The organism is Corynebacterium sp. MSK047 (assembly GCF_030232285.1).
GTDB lineage: Bacteria > Actinomycetota > Actinomycetes > Mycobacteriales > Mycobacteriaceae > Corynebacterium > Corynebacterium jeikeium_D.
In genome coordinates, this window is sequence record NZ_JASPJI010000013.1 from 1 (window position 1) to 19046 (window position 19046).

General features: G+C 59.0%; 17 protein-coding genes. 5 read left to right on the forward strand and 12 right to left on the reverse strand.

Translation table 11 applies throughout. From position 1 onward, the window contains the following. Nucleotides 1-157: 157 nt before the first annotated feature. Complete coding sequence (gene rsrA / locus QP981_RS11245; protein ID WP_016422222.1) at nucleotides 158-466, reverse strand: mycothiol system anti-sigma-R factor; 309 nt, start codon at nucleotides 464-466, stop codon at nucleotides 158-160. Beyond that, complete coding sequence (locus QP981_RS06490; RefSeq protein WP_016422221.1) at nucleotides 463-1092, reverse strand: sigma-70 family RNA polymerase sigma factor; 630 nt, start codon at nucleotides 1090-1092, stop codon at nucleotides 463-465. Before QP981_RS06490 ends, rsrA begins: the two co-directional genes overlap by 4 nt. Before the next feature lie 98 nt (nucleotides 1093-1190). Here QP981_RS06490 and ybaK point away from each other — a divergent pair, with 98 nt between their 5' ends. Further along, a complete protein-coding gene (ybaK, locus tag QP981_RS06495) occupies nucleotides 1191-1703 on the forward strand; it encodes a Cys-tRNA(Pro) deacylase (RefSeq protein ID WP_070439541.1) in 513 nt (170 codons plus the stop codon). A 39-nt stretch (nucleotides 1704-1742) separates the two neighbouring features. Here ybaK and QP981_RS06500 read toward each other — a convergent pair whose 3' ends face one another. Beyond that, nucleotides 1743-2438 carry an SOS response-associated peptidase gene (locus QP981_RS06500; protein ID WP_284857693.1) on the reverse strand — a complete coding sequence of 232 codons (696 nt, stop codon included), beginning with the start codon at nucleotides 2436-2438 and terminating at the stop codon, nucleotides 1743-1745. Nucleotides 2439-2508: 70 nt separating this feature from the next. On the opposite strand from QP981_RS06500, the gene aroA reads away from it, so the two are divergent. From aroA to QP981_RS06515, 3 genes are read left to right on the forward strand one after another with little or no spacing between them, the layout of a single operon-like run. Next, the gene (gene aroA / locus QP981_RS06505) at nucleotides 2509-3987 is read left to right on the forward strand and encodes a 3-phosphoshikimate 1-carboxyvinyltransferase (RefSeq protein ID WP_101687798.1); all 1479 of its coding nucleotides are present in this window, start codon (nucleotides 2509-2511) and stop codon (nucleotides 3985-3987) included. Nucleotides 3988-3989: 2 nt separating this feature from the next. Further along, nucleotides 3990-5036 (forward strand): ribosome small subunit-dependent GTPase A, encoded by a 1047-nt coding sequence (gene rsgA / locus QP981_RS06510; RefSeq protein WP_016422217.1) that lies wholly within the window; start codon nucleotides 3990-3992, stop codon nucleotides 5034-5036. After that, nucleotides 5023-6408: a chloride channel protein gene (locus QP981_RS06515; RefSeq protein ID WP_284857692.1), complete on the forward strand. Its 1386-nt coding sequence runs from the start codon at nucleotides 5023-5025 to the stop codon at nucleotides 6406-6408. Before rsgA ends, QP981_RS06515 begins: the two co-directional genes overlap by 14 nt. On the opposite strand, the gene QP981_RS06520 is transcribed toward QP981_RS06515, so the two are convergent. The 4 genes from QP981_RS06520 to QP981_RS06535 form a co-directional block, all read right to left on the reverse strand. Beyond that, nucleotides 6405-7745: a fatty acid desaturase family protein gene (locus tag QP981_RS06520; RefSeq protein ID WP_016422215.1), complete on the reverse strand. Its 1341-nt coding sequence runs from the start codon at nucleotides 7743-7745 to the stop codon at nucleotides 6405-6407. The genes QP981_RS06515 and QP981_RS06520 overlap by 4 nt on opposite strands. Nucleotides 7746-7814: 69 nt before the next feature. Further along, nucleotides 7815-8879 carry a flavin reductase family protein gene (locus QP981_RS06525; RefSeq protein WP_284857691.1) on the reverse strand — a complete coding sequence of 355 codons (1065 nt, stop codon included), beginning with the start codon at nucleotides 8877-8879 and terminating at the stop codon, nucleotides 7815-7817. 329 nt (nucleotides 8880-9208) lie between these two features. Then, nucleotides 9209-9700, reverse strand: coding sequence for a DUF6912 family protein (locus tag QP981_RS06530; RefSeq protein ID WP_284857690.1), 492 nt, complete (start codon nucleotides 9698-9700; stop codon nucleotides 9209-9211). Beyond that, a complete protein-coding gene (locus QP981_RS06535) occupies nucleotides 9700-10110 on the reverse strand; it encodes an HAD-IA family hydrolase (RefSeq protein ID WP_038627918.1) in 411 nt (136 codons plus the stop codon). Before QP981_RS06535 ends, QP981_RS06530 begins: the two co-directional genes overlap by 1 nt. A 287-nt stretch (nucleotides 10111-10397) precedes the next feature. Here QP981_RS06535 and QP981_RS06540 point away from each other — a divergent pair, with 287 nt between their 5' ends. Next, complete coding sequence (locus tag QP981_RS06540) at nucleotides 10398-11021, forward strand: hypothetical protein (protein WP_069359456.1); 624 nt, start codon at nucleotides 10398-10400, stop codon at nucleotides 11019-11021. 3 nt (nucleotides 11022-11024) lie between these two features. Here QP981_RS06540 and secA read toward each other — a convergent pair whose 3' ends face one another. From secA to mtrB, 5 genes are all read right to left on the reverse strand, one after another. Next, on the reverse strand, nucleotides 11025-13727 hold the full coding sequence (secA, locus tag QP981_RS06545; RefSeq protein ID WP_088611954.1) for a preprotein translocase subunit SecA: 2703 nt from the start codon (nucleotides 13725-13727) through the stop codon (nucleotides 11025-11027). Between the two features lie 161 nt (nucleotides 13728-13888). Then, nucleotides 13889-14548 (reverse strand): ribosome hibernation-promoting factor, HPF/YfiA family, encoded by a 660-nt coding sequence (hpf, locus tag QP981_RS06550; protein WP_088611953.1) that lies wholly within the window; start codon nucleotides 14546-14548, stop codon nucleotides 13889-13891. 162 nt (nucleotides 14549-14710) lie between these two features. Beyond that, nucleotides 14711-14968 carry a hypothetical protein gene (locus QP981_RS06555; RefSeq protein ID WP_141737802.1) on the reverse strand — a complete coding sequence of 86 codons (258 nt, stop codon included), beginning with the start codon at nucleotides 14966-14968 and terminating at the stop codon, nucleotides 14711-14713. 493 nt (nucleotides 14969-15461) lie between these two features. Beyond that, nucleotides 15462-17303: an LpqB family beta-propeller domain-containing protein gene (locus QP981_RS06560; protein WP_088611952.1), complete on the reverse strand. Its 1842-nt coding sequence runs from the start codon at nucleotides 17301-17303 to the stop codon at nucleotides 15462-15464. After that, nucleotides 17304-18977: an MtrAB system histidine kinase MtrB gene (gene mtrB, locus QP981_RS06565; protein ID WP_049191142.1), complete on the reverse strand. Its 1674-nt coding sequence runs from the start codon at nucleotides 18975-18977 to the stop codon at nucleotides 17304-17306. Nucleotides 18978-19046: the final 69 nt, after the last annotated feature.

Sequence of the window (19046 nt, forward strand, 5' to 3'; positions counted from 1 at the left end):
TATTCTTTGGTGATTTGTGGTGTGTGGTCTGGGGTTATGGTGGCATGCGGACACACTTTTCTTTACTTAACCCGCATTACCGTATTACGCAACATCGCATTAAGCATCAAAGGAATACGCGCCAAAAGATGACGCACCAAAACCTAGCCGCCAGCAGCTACCTGCGGTACTCCACCCGCGTATAGGACACGCGAATCCGAGTGGTAATGCGCTGACGGAGGTCCTCAGGGGCAGGTTGCTGGCAGCACCGGCGCAGCAGCCGTCGTATAGCTTGCTCGGAACCGAACTCTTCCAAACACTGAGGGCATTTGTGAATGTGCTCCTCGAGAAAGCGGCGCTCCTCCGAATCACACTCTCCATCCAAAAATGCGTGTAGGCGCGAGTGGACATCCTGACAGAAAGCATCTTCACAGGCGTGTCCGCGCTCTGGTGTCTGCTCCATATCTTGGCTCGACTCTCGGCTCATCGCGGAGAATCTCCCTTCTCTTCTTTCAAGAATCCACGTTCCACGGCTACGTTGTGCAACGCGTCTCGGAGCTGTTTTCTTCCACGGTGGAGCCGACTCATCACAGTTCCGATGGGCGTGCCCATGATTTCGGCGATTTCCTTGTAGGGCAATCCCTCGACATCGGCGTAGTAGACCACCATCCGGTAGTCCTCTTTGAGGCTCATCAAAGCGTCACGAATTTCCTCGTCAGGAAGCTTTTCCAGCGCTTCAACCTCAGCAGAGCGCAGCCCTATCGAAGTGTGCGACGCGGTTTCCGCGATCTGTGAATCCGTGATGTCATCGGTGGCGTACTCGGCAGGACGTCGCTGCGCCTTGCGGTAGTTGTTGATGTACGCATTCGTCAGAATGCGGTAGAGCCACGCTTTCAGGTTCGTGCCCGGCTTGTAGGAGCGGAAGCCCTGAAAGGCCTTGATATAGGTCTCCTGCACCAGGTCTTCGGCATCGGCGGGGTTGCGTGTCATCCGCAGCGCCGCTCCATAGAGCTGATCCAAAAGCGGCATGGCGTCACGCTCAAAGCGCTGCGCAAGCTCCTCATCCGACTCATCAGTCCGGATGGCCGATGTTCCTGTCTGATCACCTGACATGCTACCTATCCTAAAACATCCGCACCCACGAGTCGGCCAGACCCCCGTCACCAGGCATTTCGTAGCGTGGCGGCACTGGTGTGCAACGATGGGAAATTATGTCGAAGAAGTCCGCCAAGAAATCCGCTGCCGCCACCCCGGCAATCGCCGTCTGTCAGAACGCCGGAATCGACTTCCACGTTCACCAATTCCCCCACGGCAGCGACAACTTCGGCGAAGAGGCCGCCTCTTGGCTACTAGAGCATCTCGGAGTCGAGCCCGAACGCATCTTCAAAACTCTCATTATCGAGCTATCCGGCAAACGCACTGGGCTGGCCATCGCCGTCGTCCCCGCCACCGGAATGCTCAACCTCAAGGCCGCCGCCGCGGCTGTCGGGGCTTCCAAGGCCATGATGGCCGACCCCCATGACGCGTCACTTGCCACCGGCTACGTTCCCGGCGGCATCTCCCCGCTTGGCGGTCGCCGCAAGCTCCCGACTGTCATTGATGAGACAGCTACTCTCGCCGACACGGTGTTCGTCTCCGGTGGTCGCCGCGGGTGGGACATCGAACTGTCACCCGCTGATCTGGTTTCGCTTTGCGACGCCACGGTCGCCGACATCGCCCGCTAACCCTGCGGCTACTCCTGCAGCCTCCCCGCTGATACGGCCTTAAAACAGCTCCTTGTTGTGGCCGGGTGCTGCTCCATCGGGCCCATTCAGCAGGTGCGGCCCTTCATTCGCAACATTGCCGACGGCGCGGTTGACCGGTCGGATGGTCAGCTTGTCCACCACTTCTGCGCTGGTCATGCCAACATCTCCGTCTGCTGCCCAGGCCGAGAGATCCAACCAGTCACTGACTTCGTCGTCGGCAAGCACGCGCGGCATACGATGATGAAGATCCGCGAGCTGTCCCACGGCGTCGGTGGTGAGAATTGTGGCGGAGACGATATCGCCCCAGCGCGCCCACAGCCCCGCGACGGTGAAAAGCGGTGCGTCATCGCCGAAGCTGACGAAGTAGGGCTGGCGATTCTTCCACTCATACCAACCGTTCATGGGGATTGCGCAGGGCAGGCCGTCCCGGAAAGTCGGTTTGGACTGCCAGGTTTCCGCACGGGCATTGAAGAAAGGTGTCGTCGGCACCTCGCGGGCCCACTGCGGAATTAAACCCCAGCGCACGGTGGCAGCAATGGTTCCTGTGCGGCCGGGGTGCTCGCGGGCAAGAGCAACTATTGGCATGGTCGGGCCGATGTTGTAGCGGGAGGTGGGCAACGGGCCGTCGGCACGCACGGGCACCAAACCGGGAATCTCAGCCGAGGTGCTGAGCAGTTCTTCGGCGACTGTGAAATTGACGAAACGACCACACATACCAACTGATTGTGCCGTTGACTCCCCCTCTAGTCGAGGTATGGAGTGAAAGTGTTCCATAATTGGTTGTGTGTGTTCCCAAAATCAGAATTGGTCCGCCCCTACTGTAAGTGTCGACGGTGCCGAGGCCGGTCGACAGCCTTTTAGCGCCACGGTGCAGATTGCCGGCTCGAAGTCGATTACGAACCGTGCCCTTGTCATCGCGGCGATATCTTCGACACCATCGGTTATCCATGGTGCTCTGCGCTCTCGCGATACCGATCTTATGATTCGCGCACTGCAGGCCCTGGGAACTGACATCAGTGCCGACTCGACCTATTCGGGTGCCCCGAACCACACGCTCCGCGTCACTCCACGCATGCTTCGCGGTGGTGTCGTGGAATGTGGTCTCGCAGGTACGGTTATGCGCTTCGTGCCACCTATCGCAGCTCTTGCGCAGGGGTCGGTGTTCTTCGAAGGCGACGTGGAGGCCAAGGCTCGCCCGATGTCGGCCGTGCTGGATGCCCTGCGCAGCCTCGGTGTGAACATCGCGGGCAATGGGCTTCCCTTCACGGTCAATCCGCAGGGTCCGAATCAGGGCAACCGCCTCGGTGACTCGGTCCAGGAGCAGGATCTGCCGGACATCGGCGGCGAAGTGGAAATTGACGCTTCGGCTTCGAGCCAGTTCGTCTCTGGCCTGTTGCTGTCAGCACCGCGCTACGGCCGTGGCCTGGTACTTCGCCCGACCGGTGAGATTCCTTCCCGCCCGCACATTGACATGACCCTGGACATGCTTCGCGAGGCCGGTGTGCAGGTCGAGGAGACCACGGCCGACACACCTGAGGGACCACGCACAACGTTCACCATTCACCCGACCGAAATGATGGGTCGTACTTGGCAGGTCGAGCCTGATCTGTCCAACGCCGCCGCCTTCCTGGCCGCTGCGGCTGTCACTGGTGGCAGCGTCACCGTGCCCGACTGGCCAGAGCACACCACGCAGCCGGGCGACCGCATCCGCGAGATCCTCACCGCTATGGGCGCTACTGTGACATTCAACCGTCACGAAGGTGGCCGCACCAGCCTCACCGTCGTGGGCCCAAAGCCGTCGGAGCTGCGCGGACTCACGATGGACATGTCCGAAATTGGCGAGCTGACCCCCACTGTCGCCGCCATCGCCACCTTGGCCACTACCCGCACCGAGCTGACGGGTATCGCACACCTGCGCGGTCACGAGACCAACCGTCTCGCCGCGCTCACCACGGAAATCAACCGTCTCGGCGGTCGCGCGACCGAGCTTGACGACGGCATTGCGATCGACCCCGTTCCGCTCCACGGTGGGCTCTGGCACAGCTACGCCGACCATCGAATGGCCACCGCTGGTGCCATTGTTGGCCTGCGCACGGAGGGCGTGGAAGTCGAAAATATCGGTACCACTGCTAAGACCATGCCTGGATTCGATCTGCGCTGGCTGGAGATGCTCGGGCTGGCCTCCCCCAGCCCTAGTTCGTTGGAAAAGTCAGTCGAAGCTCGACTTGATGGCGTGGACAACGGAACCGAGGCAGGGAAATAACAGTGGCGGCACGCAGGCGTGGACGGCAATGGGACGAGTCCGATGTACGCATCCGCCCCGGTAAAGGGTCGCGGCCACGGACGAAGGATCGCCCCCGCCACGCCGATGCCCACTGGGGCATGGTGGTGACCAAGGATCGTGGTCGTTGGGGTGTAGTCCTCGATAACAACCCTGATGTTGCAGTGACATGCATGCGTGCCCGCGAGCTCGGCCGCACCAATATCGTTGTCGGTGACCGTGTCGGTGTCGTAGGCGATGTCAGCGGCCGTGCGGGCACACTGGCCCGCATCGTCAAGCTGGCAGAGCGCAGCACGGTTTTGCGTCGCACCGCCGATGACAATGACCCGTATGAGCGCATCGTCGTGGCCAATGCCAGCCTGCTGCTCATTGTGTGCGCAGTCGCCGATCCTGAACCTCGCACCGGTTTTGTCGAACGCGCGCTGGTCGCGGCCTACGCCGGCGGTGTCCGCCCCGTGCTCTGTCTGACTAAATCCGATCTGGCCGACCCAGAGGAATTTGCCGGGGAGTTCTCGGCACTCGGAGTGGATGTCGTTGTCTGCGGTATCAACGATGACTTGGCTCCCTTGTCAGAGCTCATCGATGTCCCCGGACGAGTGACAGCTTTGGTTGGGCATTCCGGTGTGGGGAAATCGACCCTTGTCAACCGGATTGTTCCTGAAGCCAACCGTGAGACCGGCGAAGTCAGTGGTGTGGGTAAGGGCCGCCATACCTCCACGCAGTCGGTGGCGCTGATGCTGCCGTCGGAAAGCGAAGACAGCGCGACGTCGTGGATTATTGATACCCCGGGCATTCGTTCCTTTGGTCTGGCTCATGTGACACCGGAGACGCTGCTGGCGGCGTTTCCAGATATCCAGGCAGCGACAGATGAATGCCCACGTGGTTGCACCCATTTGGGGCCGCCCGCGGATCCAGAGTGCGCCCTCGACAAGCTGGAGGGAGTTCAGCACCGTCGAGCGATGGCCGTGCGTCGCCTGTTGAGCGCCATCAGCGACAACGAGGATTGGGAGCTGGACATTGAAAGAGACTAGCCACACCGGTTCTGTGGAGACGCCCTCTGAAGCCTCGGCTGGAGCTGAGGCGGACAACGCGGGCTCCGGTCTCTACCCCGCTCCCGGCAGTTGGATTCGGCTGTGTATCTACACGCTTATCGTGGGTCTTGCGACAGGACTCGGCGCAGCCGGCCTCGCACTAATAATGCACGGCATCGAGTACGCAGTTTACGGACAACATGAGGGCGACGTAGCCGTCGTGACCGATGGCACCACTGGCCTCCAGCGCTTTGTCGGAATTGTGTTGGCGGGACTGATTGCAGGACCGGTGTGGGCAGCGCTGCGCACAAAGGCCACGCCCATTGAGAGCGTTGAGGCAGGCATGAACGGTCGACTCATGCCGGTGTGGTCAACTCTTGTCAATGTGTTTTTGCAGATGGCGACCGTCGCTGCAGGTGCATCCATGGGACGCGAGAATGCTCCGCGTGAGCTCGGTGCGATGGTGGCTTCACAGATGTCGCATCGACTGCGCATCGATCCGCTACACCGCCGTATTCTGGTCGCAGCAGCGGCCGGTGCCGGCCTGGGGGCGATTTATCACATCCCGTTGGCTGGAGCGGTTTTCTCGTTGGAGATTCTGCTGGGCTCGCTGAGTATTACCGCGGTGATGGTGGTGCTGGCGTGTTCAGCCATTGCCACGGTGACGTCGGGCATTGTGGTCGGCAGTAGCCCGCTCTACAGCCCAATTAATCTCTCGGACGGCTGGGGCAACCTCGGGGCAGCACTGCTCATCGGTGTTATCTGCGGTGCCATTGGCTACGCATTTCGCATTCTCAGCTCGCGGATGTCGGACAAAGCACCGACTGGCTGGCATTCTGCCTGGGCCATCCCCCTCGCATTCACACTGGTTGGTGTGATTTCACTGTGGGTTCCAGAAGTGTTGGGCAATGGCCGTATCGCTGCGACCACAGTTCTCATGGACCGCCCGCTGCTGGGTTTTGCAGTCATCCTGCTGATTGCGAAAGCTTTCGCGGTTCTCGTTACTTTCCGTTCTGGTGCCGTCGGTGGTCTCTTGACTCCCGGCTTTGCCCTTGGCGCGCTCAGCGGTTTCATCGTCGGCTGCTTCATACAGCCATTGATGCCCTCAGTTCCGCTGAGCGACTTTGCGATTCTCGGCGCGGCGGCCTTCCTGTCGGCGTCCATGGCAGCACCACTTTTCGCACTGATCGTGACCGTGGAGTTCACCGGCCAGAATTCCTCGGCTTACTTAGCACTCTTCCTCGCTGGTGCAACTGCGACGCTGACCGTGACCATGATTCGCGCCTGGCTACGGCTCCCCCACAAGCAATCAATGCCATGGAACCGCGAACCAGCAGTCGCGGCTGCGGTTCGCAAGCGGGCCGAGGGCTAAGCGCGCGCAGCAGTGTGCGTCGAGCGACCGGTGTAGGCCCGGACAATTTCCCGGACACCTGGGCGAAGACGGCGGAGCATTCGCAGGCCCGTCGCTAAGCCCTTGCGTTGCGGGGAACTGGACTGGAGCTCCGCTTCAACCTGCGGATACTTCTTGAACGCCGCCTCCGAACGTACCTCTGGGGCGTTGTCCGGGTCAGCGACTAAGAAACGATCCGGCAGCGACAACTTCAGCAGCGTGCGCTGGACCTGGAAGAACTGCTTCGGGAACGACCCCGTGTTGTATGGCAGGTCGTATTCCCGGCAGATCTGCTGAACCTGCTTCGAAATCTGCGCGAGCCTGTTGGACGGCATGTCCGGGAACAGGTGGTGCTCAATCTGGTAATTCAGATTTCCCGAGAGCACCGACAGCGCCAGCCCACCGTGGAAGTTTGCCGAGCCCAGCATTTGGCGCAAATACCACTCACTCTTGTCCTCGGTGTTGTACTGCTCCTTGGTGAAAGTCTCGGCATCATCCGGAAAGTGTCCGCAGAAGATGACCGCGTAGGCCCAAAGATTACGGGCGAGATTAGCCATCATGTTCGCAAAGGCCACCTCACGGTAACGCGGACCCGCCATCGCCGGGAAGAGAACGTAGTCCTTGAGCACCTGGCGCCCCGACTTGTTGAGCACCTCCATGAGCTGCGGTCGGGCCTCATCCCAGGATTTCTTGCCTGCGAACACGCGCCCGAGCTCGACGTCATAGAAGGCCACTGCCCATTGGAAAAGGCTGGCCAACACCACGTTTGTCACCGGCTGCAGCAGCGTCGATGGCTTCCAACGGCGGTCACGAGTCACCCGGAGAATGCCATATCCCACATCGTTGTCCATACCGAGCACGTTGGTGTACTTGTGGTGGACAAAGTTGTGGGAGTGCTTCCACCCGCTGGATGGGCAGGAATTGTCCCACTCCCAGGTGGCCGAGTGAATCTCGGGGTCATTCATCCAGTCCCACTGACCGTGCATGGTGTTGTGGCCGATTTCGAGGTTTTCCAAAATCTTTGCCAACCCCAGCGCTGAGACGCCCGCCCATTTGAAACCCCAGTGCGCGGTGTTCTTCCACGACTTCGGCAGCATCCCCAATTTGTTCAGGGCCATGCCGGCGGTCGGCACCATCAGCAGGCCTCGACCAGTCACCTCAAGGGTGCGTTGAATGCGGATGAGCGTGCGGATGTAGCGAGCATCCTTCTGCCCCAGCGAATCGCGGTGCTGCTTTTCGATTTCCGCAAACCGACGCCCAATCTCTGCGACGTCTTCTTCGCTCAAGTGCGCATACGATGCGATATCGGAAATTGCCATGGGAAGGGTCCCAACTCCTTTAGGTAGTTTCTCCTGGTTAATGCAGGTTGAGATAGATGTGGGGCGAACTTACAATTCGATACGCGCGTGCCCCGCCGGCGCACAGACGCACGTTCGGACTCGCTCCCCCGCCACAAACGTCGCCCCGGTGCGGATGTCCCGCGCTGCGCCGTCGGAGAGTTGCTGCACGCACGTCGCACAAATTCCCATCCGACAGCCGTACGGCAGGTCAACCCCGACGCTCTCGGCCGCCTCCAGGATGGTCGTTGCACCGTCTACGTCGATATCGCCTCGGCTGCCGAAACTCACCGTGCCGCCGACCTCCCCCGCCGCCGAGCGGTCAACGGTGAAACGTTCCGTCCGCAGCCCGGGAAACTCCGGCTCAAGGTTTTTCAGCAGTTCAACCGGACCACAGGCATAGGCGCTTGCCGACGATGCCAGCGCTCCAAAGTCAGCAATGATGCTGGTAACCGCCGCAACGTCAATCCGCGGCTGCGTCTCCGTATTCCGGGCATGCAGGCGATACTTCAACGCGCTAGTAGCGCTGCACTGTTCCAGCTCGCGAAGCTCATTGACAAACACAGCTTCTGCCTCGCCGCGGTAGGAGTGAATGTGCTCGACTTCCACTGAGGCATTGCGAGCTGAAAGATCACGCAGCATCGAAATCACCGGAGTGACGCCGGAGCCTGCGGTAACAAACGCAATGCGGGCTGGGAGCGGCTCCGGAAGATGGAAATCCCCAGCCGGGGCAGCCAGGCGGACGACAGTACCCGGCTTTACATTGGCGACGAGGTGTTGGGACACGTAGCCGTCGTTGAGCGCACGAATGTTGATAGTCAGCAGCCCGTCATGAGGCCGCGGCGCATTTGTCAGCGAGTAGGAGCGCCACAGATATTTCCCTTTGACCTCTACGCCGACTCCGATGAACTGGCCTGGCTTGAAGTCTGTTGGCATCCCCCAACCCGGACGGATTATCAACTCTGCTGAAGTAGGAGATGTGGGATTAATGGCCTCAATCTGACCGCGCAGCTCGCGACTTGACCACAGCGGATTTAGCAAATGCGTGTAGTCATCGGGCAAAAGTGGCGTGGATAAATGCTTGAATACCCGGGAAACTTTGGTCTTAAGCCCCATTTTTGGCCCTCCTGACTATCACGGGCGAACACGCAATAACACTGTTCATCAGCAGGCATGCCCCACCCGATTCATTATTACGTGTCCGTAGGTTACTTAGACGTAGACTACGGAGCGGTAAGTTATTGGTCAAGAGAAACAAATGGTTTTGACACAAATAGCGAAATTGTCATTACCCCCACTCCCGTGCGAAACACCCCCTTTGACATGGAGCTTATCCACACAAAACAATCACGCCTTTTATACCCCCGCTGAAAACACTTGTGCCATACAAAAAAGGGGCTGGGTTCCTAAACCCAGTCCCCTTCTTTAACGCCGAGCACGCGCTACTACAGGAAGTCGACCACCATGCCGAGCTCAGCTACGTCGTACCACGCCAGCGGGATCTCCAGCGCGTCGCCGACAGTGAGCTCCGCATCCTCGTCACCGAGATCCGCCTTATCGACGGCATCAATCGCAGCCTCAACCTTGTTTTCCGCCTCTTTCACATCAATGTGGAGCGCTGCAACGTCGGCAAGCGAAATTGGGCCGCCGACCTTAACCACAGCATCTCCCATATCCGACTGCGGCTCCGCCTCCACATCAACGGAAATGACCACTCGACGGTGCGGGAACTTCTCTTCTGCGGCATCGAGCAGACGGAGCGACGCACGCGCAGCCTCATCAAAGGCTACGTCTGCCAGTTCCTCATCATCGCCCTCAGTAAAGAAATCGCGCAGCGCTTCAGTGACAGCAAAGCCCCAACCACCGCGGGCGTGGAAGAGCTCATCCTCCTTCAGCGCCTCAAGCATGGAGAAAGTCGCTGGGATATAGACGCGCATTAGAACTCGCCCTCGAGCCCCAGTAGACCGGCAATCTCGACCACTGCGCGGTCGAACTGCTGATAGAAGACTCCCACCATGCCGTTAGAGACGGCCGCATGGATGTTCTCAATCGAATCATCTACCAGCACGCAGTCCCGTGCCGGCAGTTCAATAGCCGCAGCGGCTGCATTAAAAGCCTCTGCCGAAGGCTTCTCATGGCCAATTTCACCAGAGAGCACAACTGCGTCTACCAGGCCCTCATCTTCGAGCTTGCGAATCGGATCCGCCGATGGGCCACCTGGGTCATTCGACAGGACTGCCAGGCCAACACCATTTGCACGCGCCTCTACCAGCAAATTACGCCAACGTGCCTGGTCTTCATCCGTGCCGTCAAGGACACCACAGTAATCGATAATCATTCCGCGCATGGCCTGTAGTTTATCGCATGACCTGCACGTTTGCCTTTTTTCCAGTTCAGCGTGTTAATTGGCTGTTCGTTACGCCCATTTGTAGACGACCAGAACGGCCTTGACGGAAACCGATAGGACCATTAACAGCGAAACACTCAGCCCATTTCGCAGCTGCATCCTCTCCCCAATCCCCCCACGCCGGCCGTGAATTCCCCTTCACAAGCTGCACACTTAAAGCACTTGTAGGACAATGGTCTTCAGCAAGGGGGAACTTGCCAATGGAGCGTTTTTAGGGGGATTAATCCATGGCACCAACGTCTCACGTACCAAAATCTCAGACACCGATGCCTTACGCGCTGTCGCACGCCGCTGAGCACCGCTCCAGTGGCAGGGAATCCATTGAACCGGCAACGGGCTTTTCGCTTCTCCACACAATTCAACTTGGCCAGTCAGCTAATGCCGCCGCCTCTCAAACCGCAAAAGTGGCACCGACCTATAGCGGATGCTCCGCTGCCACCGGGACCGCTGTCATGACGGCATTACCGCCCGCCGTGGCCACTCCTGCTGCGAAAAAGACGCCGCAAACACCGCACGTCGTCCAGCACTGTGAGCAGAATCTGAGACAGGAGCTTGGCACGATTACTCGCCGCGTCTTCGACATCATCGCGGGTCGCAGGCGAGTCAACGATTTGCGTCGCATCAATATCGACCCGATTATTCACGCTGCGATACTCACGCTGTCGAAGAACACCAGCCTCAAGGGTGTCGCGTTGCAATCCTTCCATGCCAGCGCTTCCGCGGACGGCAAGAAGGTCGAGTTCCTGGGTAGTTGCCGTGTCGGTCCGCGCGTTCGCGCGTTCACGGGCACTTTCCGCCGCGGAACAGCAAAAACGCGGCCATGGACCATGACCGCGTTTCGTGTGCTTTAGTGCTTAGCGACGGCGCTTGCGAGCCGCCTTCCGACGCTGCGCTCGGTTGCCCTCAGACTCTTGATCCACGCGCTGCTGCTCTGCACTGCCGTCCTCGCTGGGGCCGGAGTAAGTCATCTGCTGATTTTGCTCAGCAGCTTCCGTTGGCAGAGCTGGAGCCTGGTTCTCCTGCCCCTCGGCGTTTTCCACTGCAGGCATAACCTGCTTACGGATCAGGAACAACTGACGAACCGATTCTTCCTTGATGCCGTCCATCATCGCGGTGAACATGTCGTAGCCCTCACGCTGGTACTCCACCAGCGGGTCAGCCTGGGCCATGGCGCGCAAGCCAATGCCCTCCTTGAGGTAGTCCATCTCGTAGAGGTGCTCGCGCCACTTCTGGTCCATGACGTTCAGGATGGTGAAGCGCTCGATGTTGCGCATCTGGTCGTCGCCGCCAATTGCGGAGACCGCATCCTCAAGCTGGTCGTAGCTGGCCGAGATGTCCGCGTGCAGAGCCTTGGACAGCTCATCGGCCGAGAGGTCACCCGGAGTACCGAAGTCAGAGCCATCAATGAGCTCTTGCGCGGTAAACGTCGGGCTATAGAGCTGCTCAAGGGCATTCCACAGCTCGTCGAGGTCCCAATCCTCCACGTAACCGTCAGCGGTGGCACCGTTGACATACGCATCGACTACGTCATCCTGCATGTCACGGACCTGAGTCTTCAAATCCTCACCTTCGAGGATGCGACGGCGCTCAGCGTAGATGACCTTACGCTGCTGGTTCATAACCTCGTCATACTTCAGAACATTCTTACGGATTTCGAAGTTCTGGCTTTCCACCTGAGCCTGGACGCTCTTAATGGAGTTGGAGACAACCTTGGAGTCGATAGGAACGTCATCCGGAACATTCAGAGTGTTCATCAGCGCTTCCATGCGCTGACCGTTGAAGCGAACCATGAGATCATCGCGCATGGACAGGTAGAAGCGGGTAACACCCGGGTCACCCTGACGACCGGTACGACCACGCAACTGGTTGTCAATGCGGCGCGACTCATGGCGCTCAGTGCCCAGGACGTAGAGGCCACCGGCCTCACGTACCTTGTCAGCTTCTTCCTTCGACTGCTGACGAACACGCTCAATCTCAGCGTCCCACGCCTCTTCGTACTCTTCCGGAGTTTCCACCGGGTCCAAACCACGAGAGCGCAGATTCAGGTCGGCGATGATGTCCGGGTTACCGCCCAGCACAATGTCAGTACCACGACCGGCCATGTTAGTTGCCACGGTAACGCCTCCGAGACGACCCGCCACTGCGACAATCTCAGCTTCCTTCTCGTGGTGCTTAGCGTTCAGCACAGAGTGAGGAACACCTTCGCGCTGCAGGAGCTTGGAAAGGTACTCGGATTTCTCAACTGACGTCGTACCGACAAGAACTGGCTGGCCCTTTTCATGGCATTCGCGGATGTCCTCGACAACAGCGGCGAACTTTGCCTCCTGCGTCTTGTAAATCAGGTCGGGCAAATCCTCACGCTGCTTCGGGCGATTCGGCGGGATCGCCATGACGTTCAGCTTGTAAATCTGGTGTAGCTCAGCCGCTTCGGTCTCAGCCGTACCGGTCATACCGGACAGCTTGTCGTAGAGGCGGAAGTAGTTCTGGAGCGTAACGGTTGCCAGCGTCTGGTTCTCGTTTTTAATCTCCACCCCTTCCTTGGCCTCAATTGCCTGGTGCATGCCCTCGTTATAGCGACGGCCTGCCAGCACACGACCGGTGAACTCATCGACAATGAGGATCTCACCATTGCGGATAATGTAATCCTTGTCGCGGGTGAACAGCTCCTTGGCCTTCAGGGCATTGTTCAGGTAGCTGACCAGCGAAGAGTTTTCCGGAGCATACAGGTTGGCAATACCCAGCTGATCCTCGACGAATTCAACACCCTCTTCACGAATACCGATGGTGCGCTTACGCTCATCGACTTCGTAGTGAATGTCGCGCTTCATACGCGGCACAATCTTGGAGAACGCCAGGTACCAGTGCGGATCGCCATCTGCCGGACCGGAAATAATTAACGGGGTACGAGCCTCGTCAATCAGAATCGAGTCAACCTCATCGACGATGGCGAAGTGGTGCCCACGCTGCACCAAATCGTCGAGCGAATGCGCCATGTTATCGCGCAGGTAGTCAAAGCCGAACTCGTTGTTCGTACCGTAGGTGATGTCGGCAGCATAGGCCTTGCGGCGCTGGTCCGGGCTGAGCTCAGAGAGAATCACGGAAGTCTCAAGCCCCAGGAAGCGGTGGACTCGACCCATCCACTCCGCGTCACGCTTAGCCAGGTAGTCATTAACCGTAACGACATGAACACCCTTGCCTGCCAACGCATTGAGGTATGCGGGCAGCACACAGGTCAGGGTCTTACCTTCACCAGTACCCATCTCGGCAACGTTGCCGAAGTGCAGTGCCGCACCGCCCATAACCTGGACGCGGTAGTGCTTCTGTCCCAGCACGCGCCAGGATGCCTCGCGCGCCGTGGCGAAAGCATCCAGCAGCAAATCGTCTACATCGGCACCGTCAGCCAGCTGCTTCTTAAACTCCTCGGTCTTGGCACGGAGTTCATCGTCTGAAAGAGCTGCGTACTCGTCTTCCTTGGCGATGACCTGATCTGCAATATTGCCAAGCCTCTTGACAGCGCGGCCTTCACCAATGCGGAGCAACTTGCTGAGCGAAAACACTAAATTGGGACCTTTCCGGCCGATTCACGTCGAACTTTAATGTGCAACGGTTGATTATACGACGAACCCGCCTTCCCTTCTAAGAGAAGACGGGCTCATGTGAGCAATTACTTACCAATACACAGCTCTGCGCGGTATTGCGTGCTCTTTTTGGTGAAGACTTACTTCTCGTCTTCGTCTGCCAGCTCAATCAGACCGTAGTCGTACGCGTGACGACGGTAGACCACGGACGGACGAGAGGTTGCCTCGTTAACGAAGAGGTAGAAGTCGTGACCGACGAGCTCCATCTCAGACAGAGCATCTTCCACCGTCATCGGAGTTGCGGAGTGCTGCTTGGTACGCACAACCTGGCCCGGGGTCACGTCCTCAACCAGATCCTCGTACGGATCAGCCTTTTCCGGAGCCGCTGCCTCAGCCTCTGCAACCAGCGAAGCAGTTGCCTCGCCGACGGACATCGGTGCACGGTGGCCAGAACGGCTAATCCTGCGGCGAGCCTTCACCTTACGCAGGGAGCGCTCCATCTTGCCCAGAGCAGACTCCAGCGCAGCGTAGAAGCTATCTTCCTTCGCTTCCGCACGAGCCAGGTGTCCCTTGCCAGTAGCGGTGATCTGAATACGGTCAGAGCGGTCTGCACGGCGCGGATTCGGCTCGTGCTGGAGCTCCACGTGGAAGAAGGTCAAAGTCGGGTCGAGGCGCTCAATCTTCGCCAGCTTCGCCTTAACACGATCTGCGAAGTGCTCTGGAACCTCAACATTGCGCCCGGTGATGGTCACCTGAGCGTTTGGGCTGAGTACCTCGTTGTTGTCAGCAGGTGTGGACACTTGCTACCTACCTCCCGGTATGGCCACCGCCCTTCCGTGAGCGGGATTACTCACGGCGTCTACGGTGACGAGTCTTTCTGCACCCCCAGGATACAGTTCCGGGGGTAACCAATGCCACGTTCCCCTCGTTTATTTTTCGCTTGCCGACGACACCCCCTGCGTCTACGCCCGGGCGAGCACCAACACCATGTCGATGCGAATCCCCAATGACGCTGCCACCAACTCGGTTTCCGCTGCAGTGGCACCAGTGGTGGCCACATCATCAACCAGAATTACTGTCGCCTGCGCACAGCGTTGTCGCAGCTTGTCGCTAATTCCGCGCTTGAATTGCGTCAGCGGCACAATGTGGCCAGAAAGATTTCGTCTGCGTTGAGAAGCCCCCAGCTCCGCGGAATCCCGCGTGCGCCCACCAATGCGCACCAGGGGCAATACCGAGCTGGAGGGGAGCTGACTGCAAGCAAAGTCGCAGGCAATTGTTACCGGGTCCCCACCCCGTTGTCGACGGGATGACGATCTTGTCGGCGCCGGAATCAAAATGACGGGGGTAATTTCTGGGGGCATTATATGGCCGTCAGAAGCCAGCCTTCGCACCGCAGCGGCGAACACGGCCCCCATGATTCGTCTAGCTTCACCACTGCCACGTTCTTTGGCCGACAAAATGAGATGTCTCCTCGCACCGGAGTACGGACCGCAGGCCCACGCTGCTGCGCGTAACGCAGCCCGCGGTGAAAACCGCACTGGAGGTTGCTGAAGGTCGTCCTTGCAATCGCGACACAGCGTTCCGGAGCGGCCACACACAGGACAGGTTTCCGGTATCACGAGGCCGATTGCATCGCGGGTAACGTCGTAAAGCACGCGCAGAAATTCCTGCGATGACCTCCCCTGCGCCATTAATCCCCTCCCCGATTTGCGCTTATTCCACAGACACCGGAGCCATTCGACCACGCGCACCCGGAACCTGGCGCCAGAACTGCTGCTGCCCCTCGCTGGAGATCAGCTCCATGACACCGGTGGCATCCAATGCGTAACGCTTCGACGAGGTCGCGGTAACCACAGGAATTGGCGGTGTCAGGTTGAGCTTCGGCAGAACGGAGCTGGTCGCACCGTCCGGGAAGGCACTCCACATCGGGGTGTCTCCGCTGTAACCACCCACCGTGACCGTTTGATTCGGCGACCACGTCAGCGACACTGGGGAGACGTTTTCAGGTAGCGGCAGAGCGCGCGGATGCGTCAACTTCCACGGTTTATCGTCATGCCTTTCGATGGTGGCGATATAGACCTCACCAGCGATAATCATCGCTACCTGAGTGCCTGAAGAATCGACGCGGAACTCAGAAATACCGGCGCTCGGGCGCCCCGTGCCTTCACCGCCGTCAAGGAGGTGGCTGAGCTCAGAGGTATCAACCTCCTCCTGCTGAATCCGGGATGACGTCGACTGCCGAACCAGGCGTACGACGGTTGTACCGTCCTTCACTGTCCAGACCGCCTCGGCGTCTGGCGACCATGTCGGACGGGTGAGGCTCTCGCCAGTCAGCACAGGAACCGGCTGATCTTGTATTCCGCCGAGCATCAATGTGGACTCCCCGAGGTCATACGAACCGGCACGACCGTCCACGGCCGAGCGGAACACGGCGGCAATAAGCTCGCTGCCATTGGGGTTGGTGCCCACTGCCGCGGAAAACACCGCAGTGCTGCCGCTGGCGGTCCAGCCGCGTCCCACAGGTGTGGCGTGGCCGTCAGCGATCTCGTAGATACCGCTGCGGTCGACCGTCCGCAACGGTGCGTTATCAGCCGGTAGATGATTCGGGTCGTAGAGCTGGATTGTGTCGGTGTCCTTCGTCCACGGCTCGTCGTGGCTGGCAACTAGTGGTTCGCCGTCGGCCATGAGGATCCACGGACCACGGAAATCTGCCGAATCGAGAGTCCAGATAATCTGCGCCGCGAGCATGACACGCAGTTCCTCGGAAACATCACCCAATCCGGTGATTTCGACCCTGCGACCGTCCGCGTTGGACACAGGTCCTGCTTCCACCGCAATTGAGGCATTGGGCTTGAGCACGGTAGTAACGCCCGGTCGCAGTGGTGCTGATGGTCCGTTCTTCAGCTTTGTCAACAGATTGGTCGCGCCATCGGTGACGCCACGATAGAGCCAACGACGATCTGTGACCAAATGATTACCGGCCGGGTCGAGGAAATAGACATTGCGAGGCACATTGTTTTCCAGAAATGCCTGACGCTCCATGACAACACCGTCGGGCAGCGAGGAAATGCGCCACTGCCCATCCGAACCGAGCTTCATCTCCACGGTTTCCTCATAGTCACCGGACTGGGGCTCATAAGCACCATCAGTACCGAATTGACCAACGCTGCGACCTCGGGCAACGAAGGACTGCCGCGATCCTCCTTCATCCCGCTGAGCGATGAGGTTGACACCGTCGAGAATGCGAGCGCTATCTTGCGGTTTCCAACTGGCCGCAAGTTCCGGGGTCATGAAGGCACGCATAGCTTGAAAATCATCAACCGGATGCGCGGCCGCGGCGAAAAAGTCGCGCAGGACAATGTCTGCATTGACATTCGGACGTGGCTGCGGAACTTCAATACGAACCTGGGGCGGCTCAAACGGACGCAGCACCTGGGGGCTGGTGTTCCGCGGAATGGTGGTACATCCTGCGGCCGTGCCCAAAATGATCACCGAGCTAAGCGCCACTGTCTTACGCAGGACGCGACGAGCCTTTGACTGTTGCTGCGCCGTCATTTAACTATCCTCCTCTCGTGCCTGTTGGGATTCGCTATCGCTAGCCCTCTGCCCCTTACCCTGATCCTGGCTCTTGGCTTGCGGTGCATTCGATTCCGATTCCAACTCCCGTGCACCAATTTCCTGCTGGTGCGGAATCTGATCAGGCAGCGGGGGAACTTCCAGTCCGAGCGGATGCTCACCGAAGCTCGCATCGGGCTCCAGTGGCACAGTCAGACGGAAACAGCTACCGACCGTCGGCACGCCAAATGCCTCCAGCTCCCCACCGTGCAATTGTGCGTCCTCACGCGCGATCGCCAAGCCAAGTCCGGTACCGCCGGTGCGTCGGACACGCGAGGGGTCAGCACGCCAGAAACGGTTAAACACCAGTTCCTGCTGCTCCGGCTTTAGCCCCACACCGTGGTCAACGACCGTAAACGAAACCGCGGAATCGCTCGCCCGCACTGTGACATCCACCGGATTGCCCTCACTGTGGTCAACAGCGTTGGCCATAAGATTGCGTAGCACGCGCTCGATACGACGCGAGTCGACTGTCGCCATTACCGGTTCATCGGGCAGGTGGAAGCGGATGGGCGTACCGGTCTCCTTAGCCACGACTGTTACCTGCTGATAGGCAGCATCCACACAGCGACGGACATCGACCTTTTCTGCAGACAGGTCAGCAACGCCGGCATCGTGGCGTGAGATCTCAAGCAGGTCATTGAGAAGCATCTCAAAACGCTCAAGCTCCTCATTCATCAGCTCAGCTGCGCGGCGAGTCGCCGGATCGAGGTCCTCAGCGCCGTCAGCAATAAGATCGGCGGCCATACGCACCGTGGTCAGAGGTGTCCTCAACTCATGCGAAACATCGGAGGTGAACTGTCGCTGCAGACTGCCGTACTCCTCCAACTGTCTAATCTGCGTGGACAGCGATTCGGCCATCTTGTTAAAGCTCATTGCCAGTCGCGCCATGTCATCTTCACCCTGCACGACCATGCGTTCGCGCAAGTGACCGTCGGCAAAGCGCTGGGCAATCTGGGCAGCGGAACGCACTGGTGTCGTCACCTGATTGGAGAAGAACCAAGTAATACCACCGAGAAGCGCCATGATGATTACTGTCGCACCGGCGAGCAGACCACGAACCAACTTAATAGTCGATTCCTCTGCGGCCATAGAGGTGACCAGATAGAGCTCGAGCCCATCAACCGAAGTAGAAGTGGGACTACCGATAATTAACGCCGAGTACGTATCGCCGCGGTTATCAGTGACTTGGCGTACCTGATACGCAATTTGCCCTTGTCGGACTACTTCATGCAATCGTTCTGGGACATCAGCCTTAATCGGCGATGAAGCCAACACCGTGCCTCGCGGCACCGGCGCCACGAGCAGTGGTTCATAACTTGTCAATGGTGCAGCACCGGAACCGGCTGCACGGTTCACAAGGGCATCGCGCCCCACGTTGAGCAGAGCTTGCAGTTCGTTGGACGAAGAGTTCTCAATCGCCCGCTCCACCACTGCGCGAGCACGGTCAATTTCCTCGTCGGCAGCGGTAACCTTTGCGTCGATAAGCCGCTGGGTAACAATAGTCGCCAACGCGAAACCGAGTACCGCAATCACCATCGCGCTCAGTACCACCACAGAGGTCAGAATGCGCGCTTGAATAGACGTGCGCCAGAGTGTAACCGCCCAGGTCACTCCCCTATTGGTGAAGTCTCGAAGCTTCGTTATTAATCGACGCAAGAATCGGCTCCCACTAAAGCTGAC

Coding starts and splice junctions, on each gene's coding strand:
- rsrA (WP_016422222.1), bottom strand. CDS start 466: ATGAGCCGAGAGTCGAGCCAAGATATGGAGCAGACACCAGAGCGCGGA.
- QP981_RS06490 (WP_016422221.1), bottom strand. CDS start 1,092: ATGTCAGGTGATCAGACAGGAACATCGGCCATCCGGACTGATGAGTCG.
- ybaK (WP_070439541.1), top strand. CDS start 1,191: ATGTCGAAGAAGTCCGCCAAGAAATCCGCTGCCGCCACCCCGGCAATC.
- QP981_RS06500 (WP_284857693.1), bottom strand. CDS start 2,438: ATGTGTGGTCGTTTCGTCAATTTCACAGTCGCCGAAGAACTGCTCAGC.
- QP981_RS06520 (WP_016422215.1), bottom strand. CDS start 7,745: ATGGCAATTTCCGATATCGCATCGTATGCGCACTTGAGCGAAGAAGAC.
- QP981_RS06525 (WP_284857691.1), bottom strand. CDS start 8,879: ATGGGGCTTAAGACCAAAGTTTCCCGGGTATTCAAGCATTTATCCACG.
- QP981_RS06530 (WP_284857690.1), bottom strand. CDS start 9,700: ATGCGCGTCTATATCCCAGCGACTTTCTCCATGCTTGAGGCGCTGAAG.
- QP981_RS06535 (WP_038627918.1), bottom strand. CDS start 10,110: ATGCGCGGAATGATTATCGATTACTGTGGTGTCCTTGACGGCACGGAT.
- QP981_RS06540 (WP_069359456.1), top strand. CDS start 10,398: ATGGCACCAACGTCTCACGTACCAAAATCTCAGACACCGATGCCTTAC.
- QP981_RS06560 (WP_088611952.1), bottom strand. CDS start 17,303: ATGACGGCGCAGCAACAGTCAAAGGCTCGTCGCGTCCTGCGTAAGACA.